Consider the following 19,633-nt stretch of genomic DNA (forward strand, 5'->3'; position numbering starts at 1 on the left):
GGAATCTCATGAGTGTGGCTATCGTCAGAGCGATCGCGGCTGTGCACCGAGGGCAGCGCGGACCGCTGCTGCCCATCCTGCACGCAGTACAGGAAGCGGTGGGATACATTCCCCCGGAAGCGATTCCGATCCTGGCCGACGAACTGAACCTGTCCCGCGCCGATGTGCACGGGGTGGTCACCTTCTATCACGATTTCCGCGCCACACCGGCGGGCCGGACGACCGTCCGGATCTGCCGGGGTGAGGCATGTCAGGCGCTGGGCGCGCAACGGCTGGTCGACCACGTGCGGGACACGTGCGGTTTGTCGTTGGGGGAGACCAGTGTCGACGGGTCGCTGACCGTCGAACAGGTCTTCTGTCTGGGCAACTGCGCACTGGGTCCCGCGGCCCAGATCAACGGGCGGCTTCGGGGTCGGCTGGACGAGACGAGGATGTCGTCGATTCTGGACGAGGCGGCCGCCCGATGAGCGGGCAGACAGCGCCGGTCACGGTCTATGTGCCGAGGGATTCGGCGGCCCGGTCGGTCGGTGCGGACGAGGTCGCCGATGCGCTGATGACCGCCGCGGTGCGCTTGCAGCGGCCGATTCGGCTGGTTCGCAACGGCTCGCGAGGCATGCTCTGGCTGGAGCCGCTGCTGGAGGTCGAGACCCCGCATGGCCGGGTCGGCTACGGGCCGGTGACCGCCGCCGATGTCGACGGGTTGGTTGCCGCGGGTCTGTTCGACGGCGCCGAGCTGCCGCAGCGACTGGGAGTGGTCGACGAACTGCCGTGGCTGGCTACGCAGAACCGGGTCACCTTCGCGCGAATGGGCATCACCGATCCGCTCTCGTCCGACGACTACCTGCGCCACGGCGGTGTTGTCGGACTGGTTCGCGCACTGGAGGTTTCCCCGGACGAGGTGGTCGCGGAAGTCACCGACTCCGGATTGCGCGGTCGTGGTGGGGCGGGCTTCCCGGCGGGTATCAAGTGGAAGACCGTGCACGACTGCGTCGACGAGCTCAAGTTCGTCTGCTGCAACGCCGACGAAGGCGACAGCGGAACGTTCGCCGACCGGATGGTGATGGAGGGCGACCCGTTCCTGCTCATCGAGGGCATGACCATCGCGGCCCATGCGGTCGGCGCAACCGAGGGCTACATCTACATCAGGTCGGAATATCCGGACGCGGTGGCGACGATGCGTGCCGCCATCGAGATCGCCTATACGCGGGGGTGGTTGGGCGACAGCGTGCTCGGCTCGTCGCTCAACTTCGACCTGCACGTCCGGGTCGGCGGCGGGGCCTACATCTGCGGCGAGGAAACCTCGATGCTGGAAAGCCTCGAGGGCAAGCGGGGAATGGTTCGGGCCAAGCCCCCGATCCCCGCCATCCACGGCCTGTTCGGGAAACCGACGGTGGTGAACAACGTGCTGACGCTGGCCACCGTGCCGACCGTGCTCGCCGCGGGCGCGCAGGAGTATCAGAAACTCGGCGTGGGGCGTTCCCGCGGCACCCAGGTCTTCCAGCTCGGCGGCAACATCAAGCACGGCGGGATCGTGGAGACCGCGTTCGGTGTGACGCTCGGTGAGCTCGTCGACGGCTACGGCGGCGGAACGCATTCCGGGCGACCGGTGCGGGCGGTGCAGGTCGGTGGCCCACTCGGCGCGTACCTGCCGAGGACGAGTTTCGACCTGCCGATGGACTACGAGGCGTTCGTCGCCGCGGGCGCTATGGTCGGCCACGGCGGCGTCGTGGTGTTCGACGAGACCGTCGACATGGCGGCGCAGGCCAGGTTCGCGATGGAGTTCTGTGCTGCGGAGTCCTGCGGCAAGTGCACGCCCTGCCGGGTCGGTGCGGTACGCGGCGTCGAGGTGATCGACCGGATCACCGCGGGTGAGCATCGCGACGAGAACCTCGCTCTGCTGGAGGATCTCTGCGATGTGATGACCGAGGGTTCGTTGTGTGCCATGGGTGGCCTGACGCCGATGCCGGTCCGCAGTGCCATCACCCACTTTCCTGATGACTTTCTTGCCAGACAACCGATTTCGCCAGCCGAGCGGGCAGCCGCTCATCACGAGGACGGAAGGTAGACCATGACCCTGCTCTCGGAACCCGACTTCGGCACCCCGGCCGGCAACGGCGCGACAACCGTCTCCCTCGAGGTGGACGGGCTGGCTGTAACCGTCCCGGAGGGCACGTCGGTCATGCGTGCGGCCGCGCTGGCCGGCATCGACATCCCCAAGTTGTGCGCGACGGACCGACTTCAAGCGTTCGGTTCCTGCCGGCTGTGTCTGGTCGAGATCGACGGGCGCCGCGGCACTCCGGCCTCGTGCACCACTCCGGCCGCCGACGGCATGATCGTGCGCACCCAGACCCCGAAGGTCGCCAAGCTGCGTGAGAACGTCATGGAGCTCTACATCTCCGACCATCCGCTGGACTGTCTCACCTGTGCGGCCAACGGTGACTGCGAACTGCAGGACATGGCGGGTACGGTCGGTCTGCGTCAGGTCAGATACGGCTACGACGGCGAGAACCACCTCGACGCGGTCAAGGATCAAAGCAACCCGTACTTCGACTTCGATCCGGCGAAATGCATCGTGTGCTCCCGGTGTGTACGGGCCTGCGACGAGGTTCAGGGCACGTTCGCGTTGACCATCGAAGGCCGCGGCTTCGCGTCCAAAGTGTCTCCGGGCGCGGGTGAATCGTTCATGGATTCGGAATGCGTGTCCTGCGGCGCCTGTGTTCAGGTTTGCCCCACCGGGACGCTGCAGGAGCGGTCGGTGATCGAGTTGGGCATGCCGTCGCGGTCGGTCGTCACGACGTGCGCGTACTGCGGTGTCGGGTGCTCGTTCAAGGCGGAGATGCGCGGTGACGAACTGGTCCGGATGGTGCCGCACAAGGACGGCGGCGCCAACGAAGGCCATTCATGTGTGAAGGGGCGGTTCGCCTTCGGTTACGCCACCCACCCCGACCGGGTGTTGCGACCCATGGTTCGCGATGCCATCACAGACCCGTGGCGCGAGGTGGACTGGGATGAGGCGATCGGTACCGTCGCCCGGCGGATGCTCGACATCAGGCGCCGCCACGGCGCTGGTGCCATCGGCGCCATCACCTCGTCGCGGTGCACCAACGAAGAGGTCTACGTCGTCCAGAAGATGGTCCGTGCCGCCTTCGGCAACAACAATGTGGATACCTGTGCGCGGGTGTGCCATTCGCCGACGGGCTATGGGCTGAAACAGACCTTCGGCGAGTCGGCCGGCACCCAGGACTTTCGGTCGGTGGCCCAGGCCGACGTGATCATGGTGATCGGTGCCAATCCCACCGACGGCCACCCGGTGTTCGGGTCCCGGATGAAACAGCGCCTACGGCAGGGCGCCAAGCTGATCGTGGTGGACCCGCGTCGTATCGACCTGGTCCGGTCACCCCACGTCGAGGCCCAGCATCATCTCCAGCTCAGGCCCGGCACCAACGTGGCGGTTGTCAACGCGATCGCCCACGTAGTGGTGACCGAGGGGCTGGTGGACGACTCGTTCGTCGCGGCCCGGTGTGAGGACTTCGATGAGTGGGTGGAGTTCATCTCCCGCCCTGAGCACAGTCCCGAGGCGGTGCAACCGATCACCGGCGTGCCGGCCGCGGAGTTGCGCGCCGCCGCCCGCTTGTATGGCCAGGCGGCCAACGGCGCCATCTACTACGGCCTGGGAGTCACCGAGCACAGTCAGGGTTCGACGATGGTGATGGGGATGGCGAACCTCGCCATGGCCTGCGGCAACATCGGTCGAGACGGGGTCGGAGTGAACCCGTTGCGCGGCCAGAACAACGTGCAGGGTTCGTGCGACATGGGATCCTTCCCGCACGAATTCAGCGGTTACCGGCACGTGTCCGACGACGCGGTACGGACCGTTTTCGAAAACCTTTGGGGAACAACGCTTCTTCCTGAACCCGGCCTGCGCATCCCGAACATGTTCGATGCCGCGATCGAGGGAACCTTCCGCGGTCTGTTCGTGCACGGTGAGGACATCGCACAGTCCGATCCGAATGTCGGGCACGTCACCGCGGCACTGGCCGCGTTGGATCTGGTGGTGGTGCAGGATCTCTTCCTCAACGAGACCGCGAAGTTCGCCCACGTGTTCCTGCCGGGGGCCTCGTTCCTGGAGAAGGACGGGACCTTCACCAACGCCGAGCGCCGGATCAACCGGGTGCGGGCAGTGATGAAGCCGAAGACCGGACGGCACGAGTGGGATATCGTCTGTCAGGTCGCCACCGCGATGGGCTATCCCATGCACTATGCCGATCCAAGCCAGATCATGGATGAGATCGCCTCGGTGACACCGACGTTCACCGGCGTGTCGTTCCAGAAGCTCGACCAGATGGGCAGCATCCAGTGGCCGTGCGACGATGACGCCCCCGACGGCACACCGATCATGCATGTCGACTCTTTCACCCGGGGGAAGGGGCGATTCGTGCCCACGCCGTTCGTGCCCACCGATGAGCGCAGCACGCGACGATTCCCGCTGATCCTCACTACCGGCCGAATCCTCAGCCAGTACAACGTCGGTGCCCAGACCCGCCGGACGGCCAACATCGCCTGGCACCCGGAGGACCTCCTGGAGATCCACCCGCACGATGCCGAGGACCGAGGAATCGTCGATGGTGTCGAGGTGACGCTCGCCAGCCGGGTGGGCACCACGAAGCTGCGTGCCAAGATCTCTGACCGGATGCCTGTCGGCGTGGTGTACACCACATTTCACTATCCGGTCACCGGCGCGAACGTGGTGACCACAGAGAACTCCGATTGGGCGACCAACTGCCCCGAATACAAGGTGACCGCCGTGCAGGTCGCCCTCGCCCACCCGATTGTCCGAGAGCACGAGGAGCAGACAGTGACCGACATGATGGCCGCGGAGTTGGTGGACTGACATGGCGCGCAACGCCCCTGCCGAGATCAGGATGATCAACAGCATCGCCGCCCATTTCGGACATCTGCACGCGGAACAGGCCGCGGCTGCAGTGGCCGATCACATCGGCCGCTTCTGGGATCCGAGGATGAAACATCAACTGCAGCTGCTGGTTGCCATGGACACCGGTGCGCTCGATCCGGTGGCCCTCGCCGCGACAGTGCTGCTGCGCTGACGGTACGGCGCACCTGAGCGCAAGAGAACTCCGCCGCCCGATCGGGCGGCGGAGTTCTCCATTTGGCGTTCCGGCGGTGACCTGCGTGGCTTACCGGGCCTTCCGGTTGCGCAGCACGTGGACGCACGCGCCGTTCTGCCCACCGATCCCTTCGTGGTCGACATCGCGCCAGAAGTCCACGTCGTATTGAGTATCCGGAATCTGGATCACCTCGCGGGACCAGTTCGCGTCGTCGCGCAGATACATCGGTTCCAGCTCGTGCAGGTCGATCTCGAGCCGGTCGATCGCGTTGCCGATTCTGTCGGTGTCGTTGGCGACCCGACGGATAGCAGGAGAGTCGCCGTACTTCGACATCAGGGCTGTCACACACTGCTGGAGGTGACCTGTCACCTGGCGCAGTTCGGCGAGATTGGCGAACGGGGACATCGAGCCTCCTGAGTTGGGTTGGGGGATTGGACAGTTCACTAGTGGGGCAGGCCCAGTGCCGGGTATCCGGGGCGATTCAGCATTCGGGTCATCGCGGCGGCGCACAGGCTGAGCAGGCCGGCGGCGACGAAGAGCAGCGACAGTCCGCGCGACGACAGCATCAGCGTGGGCAGCCCGACGCCGATGAGGCCGCCGAACAGCTTGGCGCTGTACACCAGGCCGAAGTTGCGCACGGCGTTCCGCTCGCCGAAGTAGTCGGCGATGAGGCTGGCGAACAGCGGGTAGAAGGCGCCGCCGGCCAACCCGCCGAGGACGGCGAAAAGCACGAATGCCGTCGGCTGCCCGATGGAGAACGAATAGACGAGCCCCAACTGCGCGCACCCTTCGAGCGCGAGTACGGCACTGATCGTCCGACGCCTCCCGAATCTGTCCGAGATCCGGCCGGCGACGGTGCGGCCTGCGCCGTTGACCGCGGCGAGCAGGCCGACCGCCGACGCGCTGACAGCCAACGAAAAGCCGTGGGCCATCGCCATACCGGGCAGATAGGCGACGGGCAGCAGGGCAGCGGCGGCGGCGAACACCAGGATGAGGTACATGATCACGAACGCGGGAGTCCGGATTGCCTGGCCGGGGGAGTACTGACGTACCGCGCTGACATTGCTGAGCAGGCTGGGATTCAGCCGCCTGTCGACAGCCCAGACCCGGGGGTCGATGTCCGGCGGCCACCAGGCTGGCGGCGGATCTCGCAGCAGGACACCGCATCCGGCGACCACGACGAGCACGCCGATGCCGACCGCGGTGAAGATCGCGGACCGGTTGGTGGGTGTCAGGACGGTGGCGAACAGTGCGATCGCAGGCACCGCGCCGTAGCCGAACGCGCCGGTGACAAAGCCGACCCGCACCCCGCGGCGCTCCGGGTACCACTTCGCGACGGTGGAAGCGCATGTCGCGTAGACGATTCCGGCGCCGCTGCCGCACAGCACGGAGTATCCGAGCACGGCGAGGACAAAGCTGTCGGTGTAGGCGAGCGTCAGAGGACCGGAGGCGCACAATATCGCCCCGACCAGCATGGCGCGGGCCGGGGGAACCGCGGAGCGATGGCTCAGCGTCGCGGTGGGGTAGGCGGCGCCGGCCTGAAACACCAGCCAGAGCGCCAGAACCCAGTACGCGCCGGTGGCGTTGGACCCCTCCGGAGTGTGCAAGGCGGTGACGGCGACGCCAAAGCCATACTGCAGCACGCCTATTGCCGCCATCGCCGCCCAACTGAGCCAGAGCATCCAGGTGCGCGAGCGTCCGATGATGTCGTGCGGTCGCTCGCCGACCCGATACGACCGTCCGCGTAGGTCTCTCACTTCGAGGACCGTGACTGAGGCAGCGGTGTCAGACATGATGGCCTCCGTAATATTGCATACAGTATGTGATAGTGTAACTATGACCTGGATCACTTGTCCAGGGATCGCATCAGTGGGAGCGGGAAAGGGAGTGGCGTTGTGGGACGGGTGACCAGTAGTTACCGGGTGATCCGGATGGCCGACGGGGTGGCCTCTGCCCACCCGGACACGCTGGCCGCCGAGGAGCCGCTGGAGATCAGGGTGGACGGTCGCCCGCTCACCGTGACGATGCGCACCCCCGGCAACGATTTCGACTTGGCCCGTGGCTTTCTCGTCACCGAGGGAGTGGTGTCGGAGCCTTCCGACATCGCCGGGATCCGATACTGCGCGGGTGCGACGGCCGATGGGGCCAACACGTACAACGTGCTGGATGTGCTCATCGGCCCGGGGGTCGAGCCTCCGCGGCGGTCGCTCGAGCGCAACTTCTATACGACCTCCTCGTGCGGCGTGTGCGGCAAGGCCAGCCTCGAAGCGGTCCGCACCGTCAGCAAGTGGAGCGCCGACGGTGATCCGTTGCGGCTCAGTACCACAACGATCGCGGCTTTGCCCGAGCGGCTCAGGGCGGTTCAGCGCATCTTCGACCGCACCGGCGGCCTGCATGCGGCCGGCCTGTTCGACGCGGACGGCGTGCTCTGGTGTATTCGGGAGGACGTCGGTCGCCACAATGCCGTGGACAAGGTCGTCGGGTGGGCGCTGGAGGAGGGGCGGCTGCCGCTGCGCGGGGCCACCCTGATGGTGAGCGGGCGCGCTTCCTTCGAACTGGTGCAGAAGGCGGCGATGGCCGGGATCCCTTGCCTTGCCGCAGTTTCCGCTCCATCATCGCTGGCCGTCGAGCTGGCCAGGGAGATGGGGATGACGTTGGTCGGCTTCTTGCGCGGGTCCTCGATGAACGTGTATTCCCGGGCCGAGCGAATCCGGGCGGACGCAGTGCTGCCGTCCTGAGAGTGCTAGTCGGCGGTCTTGCCCGCGAGCCGCTGCTCGTGATAGGTCTGCCGCGTGCGCTCGGTGTGCTGATGCATGATGCTGCTCGCCAGGGTGGCGTCGCGGGCGGCGATCGCTTTGATCAGTTCGGCGTGCTCCGCCCAGGCATCGTGGCCGCGGGGCTGCGCGATCGGCAGGTAGTACCAGCGCCATCTGCGCTCGACGAGGCCGATGTGCCTGGCCAGCACGGTGTTCTGGGCGAGTGAGTTGATCTGCCCGTGCAGGGCGGCGTTGGCTCTGACCAAGGCCTCGGAGTCGTTGATCGCCAGGGCATTCAACCCGTCCTGCTGCAGCTCCCACAGTCGGTTGACGTCTTCAGGGGTGGCGTGCTCGGCGGCGAGCTGGGCCGAATAGGTTTCGAGAACCGTGCGCACGCCGAGCAGCTGGTCCACCTCGTCCTCCGACGGGGTGTGCACGAACGCACCCTGCGCCGGGCGCAGGTCGACCCAGCCGTCGGTCTGCAGGCGCTGCAGGGCTTCTCGGACCGGTTGCCTACTGACACCGAGGTATTCGGCCAGTTCGTTCTCCACCAGATGCTGGCCTCGCTGCAAGGTGCCCTGCACGATGAGTTCCTGGATGGCGTCGTAGACCGCCTGTCGTAACGGGGCAGGCCGCTGTACTCGATGCGCGCCGTCGGTCATGTTGCGACGTTGCCCGACCTGGCCGCGCTCACGTGGGCTCGGCGTGGAGAGTGTCATGGTGAGCTCCTTCGACCCGATGCTACCTGCGACAGGTAGCATACAGGCTTTCGTATGCAATAAGCAGGCCACCCCACAACCAGTTGCTGGCCGGTCGTGGCAGGAACAGAACAGAACGCCCCGGGTGGGGGAGTCGTGGTGGCGACCCCCGCACCCGAAGCGTTACAGCGGCGGTGAACCGGAGACTTCAGTCCAGCGCCATCTCCCGTTCGACGCGCAGAGGCTGTCCGGCCGGCGTCGGCGTGGGTGCCTTCAGCTGTGGCTGACGCAAGAAGACCGACAGGAAGGCGCAGACGATTCCGACCGAACCGGCGATGACGAATGCGGTGCCGTAGCCCCACGTGTCGACCACAACGGCGCCGAGTCCGGCGCCGACGAGCCCGGAGACCAACTTCGAGCTGTAGACCAGGCCGTAGTTGGTGGCGTTGTTGTTCTCTCCGAAGTAGTCGGCGGTCATCGCCGCGAAGAGCGGGAAGATCGCACCGCCGCCGAATCCGGAGACCATCGACGCCAACAGGAACAGCGGCATGCTGCCGATCGAGCCGGAGAAGTACACCGCGTACTGGGCCAGCCCGAGCACCACGCACACGATGATCAACGTGTCTCGACGTCCGCAGCGGTCGGAGATCCAGCCGATCACGCCGCGCCCGGTGCCGTTGATGATGGCCTTCAGGCTCATGGCCAGCGCCACGATCCCGCCGGCAAACCCCATCTCCTTGCCGAAGGGAACCTGCATGGCGATTCCGAAGATGTTGATGCCCGCCGTGCACAGCAGCACGAACCACATCAGTGGGAGGATGCCGGTCTTGATCGCCTCCATGGGGGTGAATTGCTTGACCGCAGGCGGATTCTTGAGCAGTGCGCGGCGAATCCGGGGGTCCTCGTTGATCCGCAGCGGGTCGACGTGCGGAGGCCACCAGTTCTTCGGCGGATCCTTGAAGAAGAATCCACTGACCGCCACCAGGCCGGCGAGGAACACCCCTACCGCGAGCAGGAGGCTCTTGTAGTTGCTGACCTCCAGGTACGAGGTGAACAGGAAGATGAACGGCACCGAACCGTACGCGAAGCCGCCGTTGACGAAGCCGGTCTTGCCGCCCTTGCGTTCCGGATACCATTTGCCGACCATGTTCACGCAGGTCGCGTAGACGAAACCAGCTGCGGCACCACCGATTACGCCAAATCCCAGATAGGCGAAGACGACGTTCGGGGAGTAGGCCAGCGCCAGGTAGCCGACGAGGGCGCCGACGGCGCCGACCATCATCGCGCTCTTTGCCGAGAGTTTGCCGCTCTCCCTGAGCTTTCCGGCCGGGAACGCCACTGCCGCCTGGAAGAACACCCAGACCCCCAACAGCCAGAAAATGTGGCCGTGCCCCCAACGGTGTGCGTCGACGAGAGTGTCCTCGGCCGAGGTGAACGCGTACTCGGAGGAGCTGATGGCCATCATTGCGAGCCAGGGCAGCCATACCATCCACGCCCGTGACCGTCCGAGGATGTCCCGGTCGGTTTCCCCGATCCGGTACACCCTCCCGTTGTCGTCGATCACCTCGCGGTATGACGACGGAGCTGGTGCATTCATACTGGTCGAATCTCCTTCTCGTTTTGTATACTGCCGACTGTCTTCGTTTCTGGTGGCGGAATTCTCAGATGACCCCCTTCGCTTTCAAGCCCGGGAGCAGATGCCCGAGCCCGAGTTCGTTGCTGTAGACGTCCTCGTTGTGCTCGCCCAGAAGGGGGGAGCGATGGACGTCGACGGGGGAATCCGACAGCTTGATCGGGCATCCGACGGTCGCGAACTCACCCCGCTCGGGGTGCGCGACCCGGACCACCATCTCATTAGCCGCCAGTGACCGATCGGCGATGATTTCCTGAGTGGAGAGAATGGGCCCGCAGGGAATGTGGTGGGCGGTCAGCGCTTCCAGCACCTGCCATTTGCCGAGGTGCATGGACCATTCCTCGATGAGTTGGAACATCTTGTCGAGCTTGTCGAGGCGCGCCTGGGGTGTGCTCCACTCCGGATCGGTCGCGAGTTCGGGCCGGCCGATCAGGTTTGCCAACGGTGCCCACCCCACCGGCTGGACAACCACGTAGATGTAGTCGTTGGAGCCTCCGGGGGCACATTTCACGGCCCAGCCCGGCTGGCCGCCGCCGGAGGCGTTGCCCGACCGCGGGACGCAGTTGCTGAATTCTTTGTTGGGATATTCGCCCAGCGGGCCCGTCGCAAGCCGTTGGTGGTCACGCAACTTGACGCGACACAGGTTCAGGACCGCATGCTGCATGGCGACGGTGACTCGTTGTCCGCGGCCGGTGTACTCACGTTGATACAGCGCGGCCAGGATGCCGGCCACGGCGTGGATGCCGGTGCCGGAATCCCCGATCTGCGCACCCGTGGCCAGAGGCGGGCCGTCCTCGAAGCCAGTGGTGCTCATCGACCCGCCCATGGCCTGCGCGATGACTTCATAGGCCTTGAAGTGGGTGTACGGGCCGTCGCCGAAGCCCTTGATGGACGCGAAGATCAACCGCGGGTTGATGCGCCGCAGCTCGTCCCATCCGAAGCCCATGCGTTCGATGGCTCCCGGACCGAAGTTCTCGGCGAGGATGTCGAAACGCGGCAGTAGCTCAGCAAAAATCCGCTTGCCCTCAGGGGCTTTCATGTTGAGCGTGATGCTGCGCTTGTTGCAGTTGAGCATCGTGAAGTAGAGGCTGTCGACGTCGGGTATGTCCCGCAGCTGCTTTCGCGTGACGTCGCCGGAGGGCGCCTCCAGTTTCACGACGTCGGCGCCGAGCCAGGCCAGGATCTGTGTGCATGACGGGCCGGACTGGACGTGGGTCATGTCCAGGACGCGCACGCCTTCGAGTGCCTTCCTCAAGGCCGTCCCCTTATGTGTGATCGCTCGGGTTCGTCGCCTTCGACGTCTCGCGTCGGGGTCGAACCACAGATGGATCAGCGACCGCTTGCCGGACCCGGCACAGCTGCAGCTGTCGTCGACTACTCAGTGCGTTGTGTGAAGGCGGTCACGGATCGGTCGAGAACGTAACCGACATCACATCGAACCGTATACTTCATACAATCTGGACGCAATACCCGAATTTCCTGTTGATTCCCTGGAGGTTCTTGACAGCCTCGGTCGCGGGGGAGTGCAGGTCGGTTCTCGTGATGCGTGTCTGGGCGGGTGTGTGGTTGCCTGCCGCCCCAGCCAACCGGGTGGCGACGATTCGGTCCGCGCGTAGGCGGGATCGGGAGGGGCATCCCGGATATCGATCTAATTCCTTGCAGTACAGGATATTTGGTGGTCGTGCCGTGCGGCTCGGGCCCGCCTTCATGGCGGCATCGGGGTGAAACTTTGTGGCGTGCGGGCGGTTTGCGGCCACCTTGGGAAGTGGCGGGACCGGGGTGGGCCGTTCGGAGGTTCGGCGCCGATGTCCCGCGGGGTGATTCGTCGGGGCGGTACGGCCGCATGGCGAGAAATCTGTGAGTACTTGGGAAATGCTGGACAAATCGGTGTTACGCATACCACACTGTCGTCTACCTCATACGGTATGCAATGTTGTGATCCACATCATCCATCCGCAGCTGCAGGATGGATCCCCGGGCCCACGACGGCGCAACCTTCTGCCAGTGAAGGAAGTTGAGTCATGGTTCAGATCCCCACGGTCGTGGAATCGGATCCCGCACAGCCGAGCCGAGCACTCGACGGCGTTCGCGTGCTCGATATGACGCACGTCCAGTCGGGACCCTCGGCGACGCAGCTGCTCGCGTGGCTGGGCGCGGACGTCATCAAGTTGGAGGCACCGGGCACCGGGGACATCACCCGCAGCCAGCTTCGTGACATACCCGGTGCCGACAGCCTGTATTTCACGATGCTCAACTGCAACAAGCGCAGCATCACCGTGAACATGAAATCCGATGCGGGCAAGCAGATTTTCACCGACCTGGTGTCGCGTGTCGACATCCTCGTCGAGAACTTCGGGCCTGGGGTGGTCGACCGGTTCGGGTTCCCCTGGGAGCGACTGAAAGAGATCAACCCTCGCTTGATCTACGCCTCGATCAAGGGATTCGGTCCCGGGAAGTACTTCGACTTCAAGGCGTACGAGGTCATCGCACAGGCCATGGGTGGCTCGATGGCCACCACCGGATTCGAGAACGGCCCGCCGATGGCCACGGGCGCGCAAATCGGTGACTCGGGGACCGGCATCCACCTTGTCGCCGGAATCTTGGCCGCGCTCTACCAACGCACCAACACCGGTCGTGGGCAGCGTGTCGAGGTGGCGATGCAAGAGGCAGTCCTCAACCTCTGCCGGGTCAAGCTGCGTGATCAGCAGCGGTTGGCCGGCGGGCCGCTCCGCGAATACCCCAACGAGCGATTCGGTGACGAGGTGCCGCGGTCGGGCAATGCCTCGGGTGGTGGCCAACCGGGTTGGGCGGTGCGGACCAAAGGCGGAGGACCGAATGACTACATCTACGTGATCGTTCAGCCCCAGGTCTGGGGCCCGCTTGCCGAGTTGATCGGTAGGCCTGATCTTGCCGATCACCCGGACTGGGTCCGTCCGGAAGACCGGTTGCCCAAGTTGGACAAGGTTTTTGCGCTGATCGAGGACTGGTCGGAGAAGCACACCAAATGGGAGGCGCTCGACGCTCTCAACAAACTCAACGTTCCGTGCGGGCCGGTGCTGTCCACCAAGGAGCTGATCGAGGACGAAACTCTCATGGACCTCGGCGCCGTCGTCAGCGTGGATCATCCGGTGCGCGGGACCTTCAAGACCGTGGGTTCGCCGCTGAGACTGTCGGATTCACCCATCGACATCGTCCGTTCGCCGCTCCTCGGCGAGCACACCGACGAGATCTGTACCGAACTCGGCTACACGCCTGAACAGCTCGAGTTGTTCAGGGACACCGGAGTCATCTGAGCAAGACAGTCGCGATCATCTGGTGGCCGAGAGGATGAGAACGAAAGGACGACACAGTGATCCGATAGAGCTCGGAGCGCGGCGACGCAGGTGACCACCGCATTCGACCGCTGCACCAACACGTGCGAATTGCGCAGCTGCACTGCGCCCGCCGCACCAGGTTCTGTTCGGGCCCGCACCCGGCAGAAACCAAACAAGCGCTCCGATGCCTGTCGCGTGAATCGCGCGCGGCACCGGCGTGCGCATGTTCACCATTCCTAGAAAGAGGATAACGATGTCGCCAACTATCGCAACCTATCGCGAAGTCATCGACGCGAACGGCCGCGTATACAGGGTCGGTGAGACCGACCGGCAACTCCTCGGCAGACCCCGGTCATGGATGGTCTGGCTGCCGTGGATCGCGATGCTGGCAGTCAGCGTGTACGAGTACGGCTTTGGCGCTGCCGCCCAAACACTTCGGGAGGCGCACCACTGGAGCATGTCTCAGACGTTCTGGCTGCTGTCCATCTGGGCGTTCTTCCAGGCCGCCGTAGCATTTCCCGCCGGGAAGCTGCGGGAGAAGGGGACAGTCTCCCCGCGTGCCGCGATGCTCGCCGGAGCGGCCATGTCCGCCATCGGGTTCTTCAGCATCACCCAGGGCAATCTCATCTTGGCCTACCTCGGGTTCGCGGTGTGCGGAGGGATCGGTGTCGGACTGGTCTACGCCACCTGCATCAACATGGTCGGCAAGTGGTATCCGGAGCGCCGCGGCGCCAAGACCGGGTTCGTGAACAGCGGATTCGCCTATGGTGCAGTGCCGTTCATCTTCATCTTCAGCTACCTGTTGCACCCGACCACCTACGCGTGGCTGCTGGACCTGGTGGGCATATTCATGCTCGTCGTCGTTGCCGGGAGTGGGTGGTTCTTCCGGGACCCGCCCAAGAGCTGGTGGCCGGCAGACATCGATCCGCTGCAGCCGGCATCCGGCGCAAAAGCCGACAGCCTGCGCAAGAACCCGCCTGCCGTACGTCAGTACACGCCCATGGAAGCCATCAGGACCGGCATGCTGCCGTTGATGTGGCTTTCGCTCGGGATCAGCGCCGGCGTATCGCTTTTCGGTATCAGCTACATGGTTCCGTTCGCCAAGGCAGAGGGATTCGGACCACTGATCGCTGCATCCTCGGCGGGAGTGTTGTCCGTCATCAATGGCACCGGGCGCGCGGTGACGGGCTACATCTCCGACAAGATCGGCCGCAAGCAGGCGCTCATCCTCGTGCTGTTGGTGGAGGCGGGCTCATTGGTCGGGCTGTTGTACGCGGGTAAGGCCGGCAACGAGATCGCGTTTCTGGCCTTCGCGTTCCTGGTCGGATTCGGTGGCGGCGCGTTCTACCCGATGTTCGCCGCGCTCACGCCGGACTACTTCGGCGAGAACAACAACGCGAGCAACTACGGTCTCGTGTACAGCTCCAAACTCCTTGGTTCTGTGGTGGGTATCGGTGTGGGGGCCAGTGTCATCGACTCCTGGGGCTACACCGGTGCGTACTGGCTGGCGGCCGCGAGTGCCCTGGTGTCGGCGGGCATCGCGCTGTTCTTCCGTCAGCCGGGGCGCAAAGTGCCCGCGAGTGAGACCAGCACCATGAAACCCCGGGTACGACTGACACCGAGGCTCGCGACCGGTTAGGCGGGCCGGCGCCGGGCGGCCGAGGGTAGGTCAACAAACCCTCGGCCGCCCGGCGCCGCCGTCGCGGGTCGCCGATGACGCAGTCGAACTACAAACGAGGATCGGAGGGTTCGGTGTCGGACGAATCGTCGCCCCGGGTAGGTGTCCATTCGGTGGAGCGGGCATTCGAGCTGTTGGAGATCCTGGCCAGCTGTGGTGGCAGCATGGCCTTGAGCGAGTTGGCGACTCGCGCGGAGCTGCCGCAACCCACGATTCATCGTTTCGCTCGGACCCTGTTGACCATGGGATACCTCCGACAGCACGACGACCGGCGTTATGCCCTTGGCCCCAAGATGGTTCGTCTGGGTGCCAGCGCGGCACAACTCAACGGCGCCTGGTCTCGCCCGTATCTGGCGGAACTGGTCGAGCGGACGGGCGAGAGCGCCAACATGGCAGTCTTGGACAACGACAGGGCGATCTACGTGGCCCAGGTGCCGTCCCCGCACACGATGCGGATGTTCACCGAAGTGGGCAGACGTGTCCACCTGCATTGCACCGGGGTCGGGAAGGGCTTGCTCATGCAGCTGCCGAACGATGTGGTGCGTACGTTGATGACTCGTGTCGGGATGCCCACGAGCAACCAGAATTCGCTCACGACGCCGGACGCGCTGATCCGCGACATCGAGTTGAGCCGGTCACGCGGTTACGCGGTCGACGAGGGTGAGCAGGAGATCGGTGTTCGGTGCTTTGCGGTCCCGGTTCCGGCGGCCCCGACGTTGACGGTGATCTCGATATCCGGGCCTGCGGTCCGGCTCACATCGACGTCGGCGACCGAGGTGTCAGAGCTGTTGAAGCGCGTCGCACGGGACATCGCAACGGAATTCGTCAAAGAAGAGCGCCCCGCCACCGCGTAGCGATGGTGGGGCGCTCCGCCGAAGCGACCGACCCGAACTAGTCGAGCAGCTGCGCCAACGCTGTGGGCGCGTCATCGAGGGACTCCGCGAGATCACCGAACTCGACGATGTTGTCGATTTCGGTGCCCATGGCGATGTTGGTGATCTTCTCAAGGAAGACCTCGACCACCACCGGCACTTTGTGTTCCCTGGCGAGTTGACGCGCCTTTGCCAGTGACGGACCGATGTCCTGAGGTTCGACAACCTGAATCGCCTTGCAGCCCAGACCCTCGACGACCCGCAGATGGTCAACGCCGTAGCCCTTCGGCACGGCCCCCTCGGTTTCCTGGGCATTGATGTTGTCGAAGCCCAGCGACACGCAGTAGTTCATGTCGAAGTTGCGCTGCGCTTGACGGATCAGGCCCAGGTACGAGTTGTTCACCACCACATGGACATACGGCAGGTTGAACTGTGCTCCGACGGCCAGCTCCTCGATGAGGAACTGGAAGTCGTAGTCGCCGGACAGGCCCACCACGTTCGCTTCGGGGTCTGCGGCGACCACGCCGAGGGCGGCCGGCACCGTCCATCCGAGTGGGCCGGCCTGGCCACAGTTGATCCAGTTCCGTGGTCCGTACACGTGCAGGAACTGCCCGCCGGCGATCTGCGACAGACCGATGGCGGTGACGTAGCGGGTGTCACGGCCGAGCACCCGGTTCATCTCTTCGTAGACCCGCTGCGGCTTGATCGGCACGTCGTCGAAGTGGGTTTTGCGGTGCATGGTCTGCTTGCGCTGCAGGCACTCCTGGGCCCACGTGCTCCAGTCCGGTAGCGAGCCTGCGGCTTGCCGCTCCCTGGCGACGGCCACGAACTGTTCGAGCGCGGCCTTCGCATCCGAGACGATTCCGTAGTCGGGGGCGAACACCCGGCCGATCTGCGTCGGCTCGATGTCGACGTGCACGAAGCGGCGCCCGTTGCGATAGGTGTCCAGGCCGCCGGTATGCCGGTTGGCCCACCGATTGCCGATGCCGAGGACGAAGTCGGACGCGAGCATGTTCGCGTTGCCGTAGCGCTGGGAGGTCTGCAGTCCGACCATGCCCGCCGCGAGCCTGTGGTCGTCCGGGATGCTGCCCCACCCCATCAGCGTCGGCACCACAGGGACGTTCAGGATCTCCGCCAGTTCGACGAGCAGAGCGGACGCGTCGGCGTTGATGATCCCGCCGCCGGCGACGATCAGCGGCCGCTCGGCGGAGGCCAACATGGCGATGGCCTTGGTGGCCTGCGCGCGCGAGGCGGCGGGCTTGTAGACGGGCAGGGGTTGGTACGACTCGGCGTCGAAATCGATCTCGGCCAGTTGGACGTCGATGGGCAAGTCGATGAGGACCGGGCCTGGTCGGCCCGACCGCATGAGGTGAAATGCCTGCGCGAACGCACCGGGCACCTGACCGGGCTCGAGGACCGTCATCGCCATCTTGGTCACCGGCGCGGCGATCGCGGCGATGTCGACGGCCTGGAAGTCCTCCTTGTGGAGCTTGTCCACGGGTGCCTGGCCGGTGATCGCCAGGATCGGGATGGAATCGGCTGACGCCGAGTACAACCCGGTGATCATGTCCGTGCCGGCAGGCCCGGACGTGCCGATGCACACCCCGATGTTCCCCGCGGCGGCCCGGGTGAAGCCTTCGGCCATGTGACTGGCGGCTTCGACATGCCGGGCGAGGACGTGTTTGATGCCACCGTGGGCGCGCATCGCCGAGTAGAACGGGTTGATCGCCGCCCCGGGCAGGCCGAAAGCCTGGGTGGCACCTTCGATTTCGAGGATTCGGACGGCGGCGTCGACCGTTCGCATGCGTGTCATTGGTCCGATCCGCCTTCCTTGCCGGACAACCGCTCAACACCCAGCAGCAGCGCCGAGTGGTCGAGCCCGCCGTCGCCGTTGGCGAGGGCGGACGCCATCAGCTGTGCGACGACCGACCCGAGCGGGGTGACCACCCCGGCCTCTCGGGCCGCGGCGGTGACGATGCCTAGGTCCTTGTGGTGCAGCGCAATACGGAAACCGGGATCGAAGTTGCGGCCGAGCATCTTCGGTGCCTTCTGGTCGAGGACCGCGGAGCCGGCGAGCCCTCCGCCGAGCACCGTGACTGCGGCGTCGATGTCGACGTCGTAGGCCTTCAGGAAGGTGATGGCCTCTGCGAGCAGCTCGATGTTCCCCGCGACGATCAGCTGGTTGGCGGCCTTGACGGTCTGGCCCGCCCCGTTGGTGCCGACGTGGACGATGGTTTTGCCGACGGTGTCGAGAATTGGCTTGGCATCGGCAAAGTCGGCGTCGGATCCACCGACCATGATCGACAGGGTCGCGTTCTTGGCGCCGGGCTCACCGCCGGACACCGGCGCGTCCAGGATGCGAAGGCCACGCTCCGCGCCGATCTTCGCGAACTCCGCGGTCACGTCGGGCCGGATGGAGGAGAAGTCGATCACCAGGGTGCCGGGCTGGGCGTGTGCGAAGACGCCGTCGTCACCCAACAGCACACTCTGCACGTGCGGCGAGTCGGGCACCATGATCGCCACCACGTCGGCATCCTTGACGGCCTGCTCGATCGATTCGGCCGCCGTCCCGCCCGCCGTGACGAGCGCGGCGGTGCGCTCCGGCGAGGTGTCCACGCCGACGACCTTGTGACCAGCCGCGACCAGGTGACATGCCATGGGGCTGCCCATGATTCCGAGTCCGATGAAACCGATTGTGCTCATGAGATCCTCGCTGTTGTTTCCGGTTGCGGGTTGGTGCTGCGCTGGGCTCGGGGGAGCCATTCGAAGGTGTCGGGCCGCGTCGCCTTGTACTCCAAGCCGATCCGGCCCCGGTACCCGTGGGCGGCCAGCTGCTCGAGATGGCTGCGCAGCGGGATTTCGCCGGTGCCTGGTTCGCCTCGGCCCGGTGCGTCGGCGATCTGGACGTGGCCGATGCGGGGGCTGTAATCGGTGATCACGGTGGTGATGTCGTCGCCGTTGACGTAGAGGTGGTACAGGTCGGCGAGCAACCGGACGTTGGTCACCCCGTGTTCGGAGTGCACCCGGTCGATGACCCGGATCGCGTCGGAAGCGGTGAGCAGTGGGTATCGCGGTGCGCCACTGACGGGTTCGACGAGCACGGTCGCGCCGATACGGTCGGCCGCGCGGGCCGCGTACGCGAGGTTCTCGGCGGCGACGGAGTCCTGTGCCGTCGGCGAGTGGTCGCCGTCGCGATTGCCGTACAGCGCGTTGAACGCGCGGGTACCGAGCTGTTCGGCGATACCCACCGCGATGTCTACGTTGTCCCGGAATGCCTGCGCCATCGCTGGGTTGGACAGGATTCCGCGGTCACCCGCCGGCATGTCGCCTGCGGCGAAGTTGAGACCGGTCAGCTGGACGCCGGCATCGGAGATGGAGCGGACGAAAGTCGCGATGTCGGCATCGGACGGGACAGCTGAATCGAACGGCCACCAGAACTCCACCGCGTCGAAACCCGCGTTTCTGGCCGCACGCGGCCGATCGAGCAGCGGTAGCTCGGTGAGCAGGATCGAGCAGTTCACCGTGTACGTGGCCGTCATTGCGGTGGTCCTCTCAG

At 65.4% G+C, this 19,633-nt stretch carries 16 protein-coding genes; 8 read left to right on the forward strand and 8 right to left on the reverse strand.

The genetic code is table 11. From position 1 onward, the window contains the following. Positions 1-8 precede the first annotated feature (8 nt). From A5784_RS25960 to A5784_RS25975, 4 genes are read left to right on the forward strand one after another with little or no spacing between them, the layout of a single operon-like run. Positions 9-467: a formate dehydrogenase subunit gamma gene (locus tag A5784_RS25960; RefSeq protein WP_064947723.1), complete on the forward strand. Its 459-nt coding sequence runs from the start codon at positions 9-11 to the stop codon at positions 465-467. Continuing rightward, the gene (locus A5784_RS25965; RefSeq protein WP_064947724.1) at positions 464-2,065 is read left to right on the forward strand and encodes a formate dehydrogenase beta subunit; all 1,602 of its coding nucleotides are present in this window, start codon (positions 464-466) and stop codon (positions 2,063-2,065) included. Before A5784_RS25960 ends, A5784_RS25965 begins: the two co-directional genes overlap by 4 nt. Positions 2,066-2,068: 3 nt before the next feature. Then, complete coding sequence (gene fdhF, locus A5784_RS25970; protein ID WP_064947725.1) at positions 2,069-4,891, forward strand: formate dehydrogenase subunit alpha; 2,823 nt, start codon at positions 2,069-2,071, stop codon at positions 4,889-4,891. A gap of 1 nt (position 4,892) precedes the next feature. Further along, positions 4,893-5,105, forward strand: coding sequence for a formate dehydrogenase subunit delta (locus A5784_RS25975; RefSeq protein WP_064947726.1), 213 nt, complete (start codon positions 4,893-4,895; stop codon positions 5,103-5,105). A gap of 90 nt (positions 5,106-5,195) precedes the next feature. Here A5784_RS25975 and A5784_RS25980 read toward each other — a convergent pair whose 3' ends face one another. After that, positions 5,196-5,531, reverse strand: coding sequence for an Rv0250c family protein (locus A5784_RS25980; protein WP_064947727.1), 336 nt, complete (start codon positions 5,529-5,531; stop codon positions 5,196-5,198). 38 nt (positions 5,532-5,569) lie between these two features. Next, complete coding sequence (locus A5784_RS25985) at positions 5,570-6,919, reverse strand: OFA family MFS transporter (protein WP_064947728.1); 1,350 nt, start codon at positions 6,917-6,919, stop codon at positions 5,570-5,572. Between the two features lie 102 nt (positions 6,920-7,021). Between A5784_RS25985 and fdhD the strand changes: the two genes are divergently transcribed. Continuing rightward, positions 7,022-7,864 carry a formate dehydrogenase accessory sulfurtransferase FdhD gene (gene fdhD, locus A5784_RS25990; RefSeq protein ID WP_064947729.1) on the forward strand — a complete coding sequence of 281 codons (843 nt, stop codon included), beginning with the start codon at positions 7,022-7,024 and terminating at the stop codon, positions 7,862-7,864. A gap of 5 nt (positions 7,865-7,869) precedes the next feature. Here fdhD and A5784_RS25995 read toward each other — a convergent pair whose 3' ends face one another. From A5784_RS25995 to frc (A5784_RS26005), 3 genes are all read right to left on the reverse strand, one after another. Beyond that, on the reverse strand, positions 7,870-8,601 hold the full coding sequence (locus A5784_RS25995) for a GntR family transcriptional regulator (RefSeq protein WP_064947730.1): 732 nt from the start codon (positions 8,599-8,601) through the stop codon (positions 7,870-7,872). A gap of 187 nt (positions 8,602-8,788) precedes the next feature. Continuing rightward, positions 8,789-10,177 (reverse strand): OFA family MFS transporter, encoded by a 1,389-nt coding sequence (locus A5784_RS26000; RefSeq protein WP_064947731.1) that lies wholly within the window; start codon positions 10,175-10,177, stop codon positions 8,789-8,791. Between the two features lie 64 nt (positions 10,178-10,241). Next, positions 10,242-11,468 carry a formyl-CoA transferase gene (frc, locus tag A5784_RS26005; RefSeq protein ID WP_082945072.1) on the reverse strand — a complete coding sequence of 409 codons (1,227 nt, stop codon included), beginning with the start codon at positions 11,466-11,468 and terminating at the stop codon, positions 10,242-10,244. Between the two features lie 766 nt (positions 11,469-12,234). Between frc (A5784_RS26005) and frc (A5784_RS26010) the strand changes: the two genes are divergently transcribed. From frc (A5784_RS26010) to A5784_RS26020, 3 genes are all read left to right on the forward strand, one after another. Beyond that, positions 12,235-13,506: a formyl-CoA transferase gene (gene frc, locus A5784_RS26010; RefSeq protein ID WP_064947732.1), complete on the forward strand. Its 1,272-nt coding sequence runs from the start codon at positions 12,235-12,237 to the stop codon at positions 13,504-13,506. A 274-nt stretch (positions 13,507-13,780) separates the two neighbouring features. After that, complete coding sequence (locus A5784_RS26015; protein ID WP_064947733.1) at positions 13,781-15,166, forward strand: OFA family MFS transporter; 1,386 nt, start codon at positions 13,781-13,783, stop codon at positions 15,164-15,166. Positions 15,167-15,240: 74 nt separating this feature from the next. Then, complete coding sequence (locus A5784_RS26020) at positions 15,241-16,059, forward strand: IclR family transcriptional regulator (protein ID WP_082945073.1); 819 nt, start codon at positions 15,241-15,243, stop codon at positions 16,057-16,059. A gap of 37 nt (positions 16,060-16,096) precedes the next feature. Here the strand turns inward: A5784_RS26020 and gcl are convergent, their stop codons facing one another. From gcl to A5784_RS26035, 3 genes are read right to left on the reverse strand one after another with little or no spacing between them, the layout of a single operon-like run. Continuing rightward, complete coding sequence (gene gcl / locus A5784_RS26025; protein WP_064947734.1) at positions 16,097-17,890, reverse strand: glyoxylate carboligase; 1,794 nt, start codon at positions 17,888-17,890, stop codon at positions 16,097-16,099. Continuing rightward, a complete protein-coding gene (locus A5784_RS26030; RefSeq protein ID WP_064947735.1) occupies positions 17,887-18,780 on the reverse strand; it encodes a 2-hydroxy-3-oxopropionate reductase in 894 nt (297 codons plus the stop codon). The genes gcl and A5784_RS26030 overlap by 4 nt, the downstream gene beginning before the upstream one ends. Continuing rightward, the gene (locus A5784_RS26035; protein WP_064947736.1) at positions 18,777-19,616 is read right to left on the reverse strand and encodes a hydroxypyruvate isomerase family protein; all 840 of its coding nucleotides are present in this window, start codon (positions 19,614-19,616) and stop codon (positions 18,777-18,779) included. The genes A5784_RS26030 and A5784_RS26035 overlap by 4 nt, the downstream gene beginning before the upstream one ends. Positions 19,617-19,633: the final 17 nt, after the last annotated feature.

Source organism: Mycobacterium sp. 852013-50091_SCH5140682 (genome assembly GCF_001665685.1).
Classification (GTDB): Bacteria; Actinomycetota; Actinomycetes; order Mycobacteriales; family Mycobacteriaceae; genus Mycobacterium.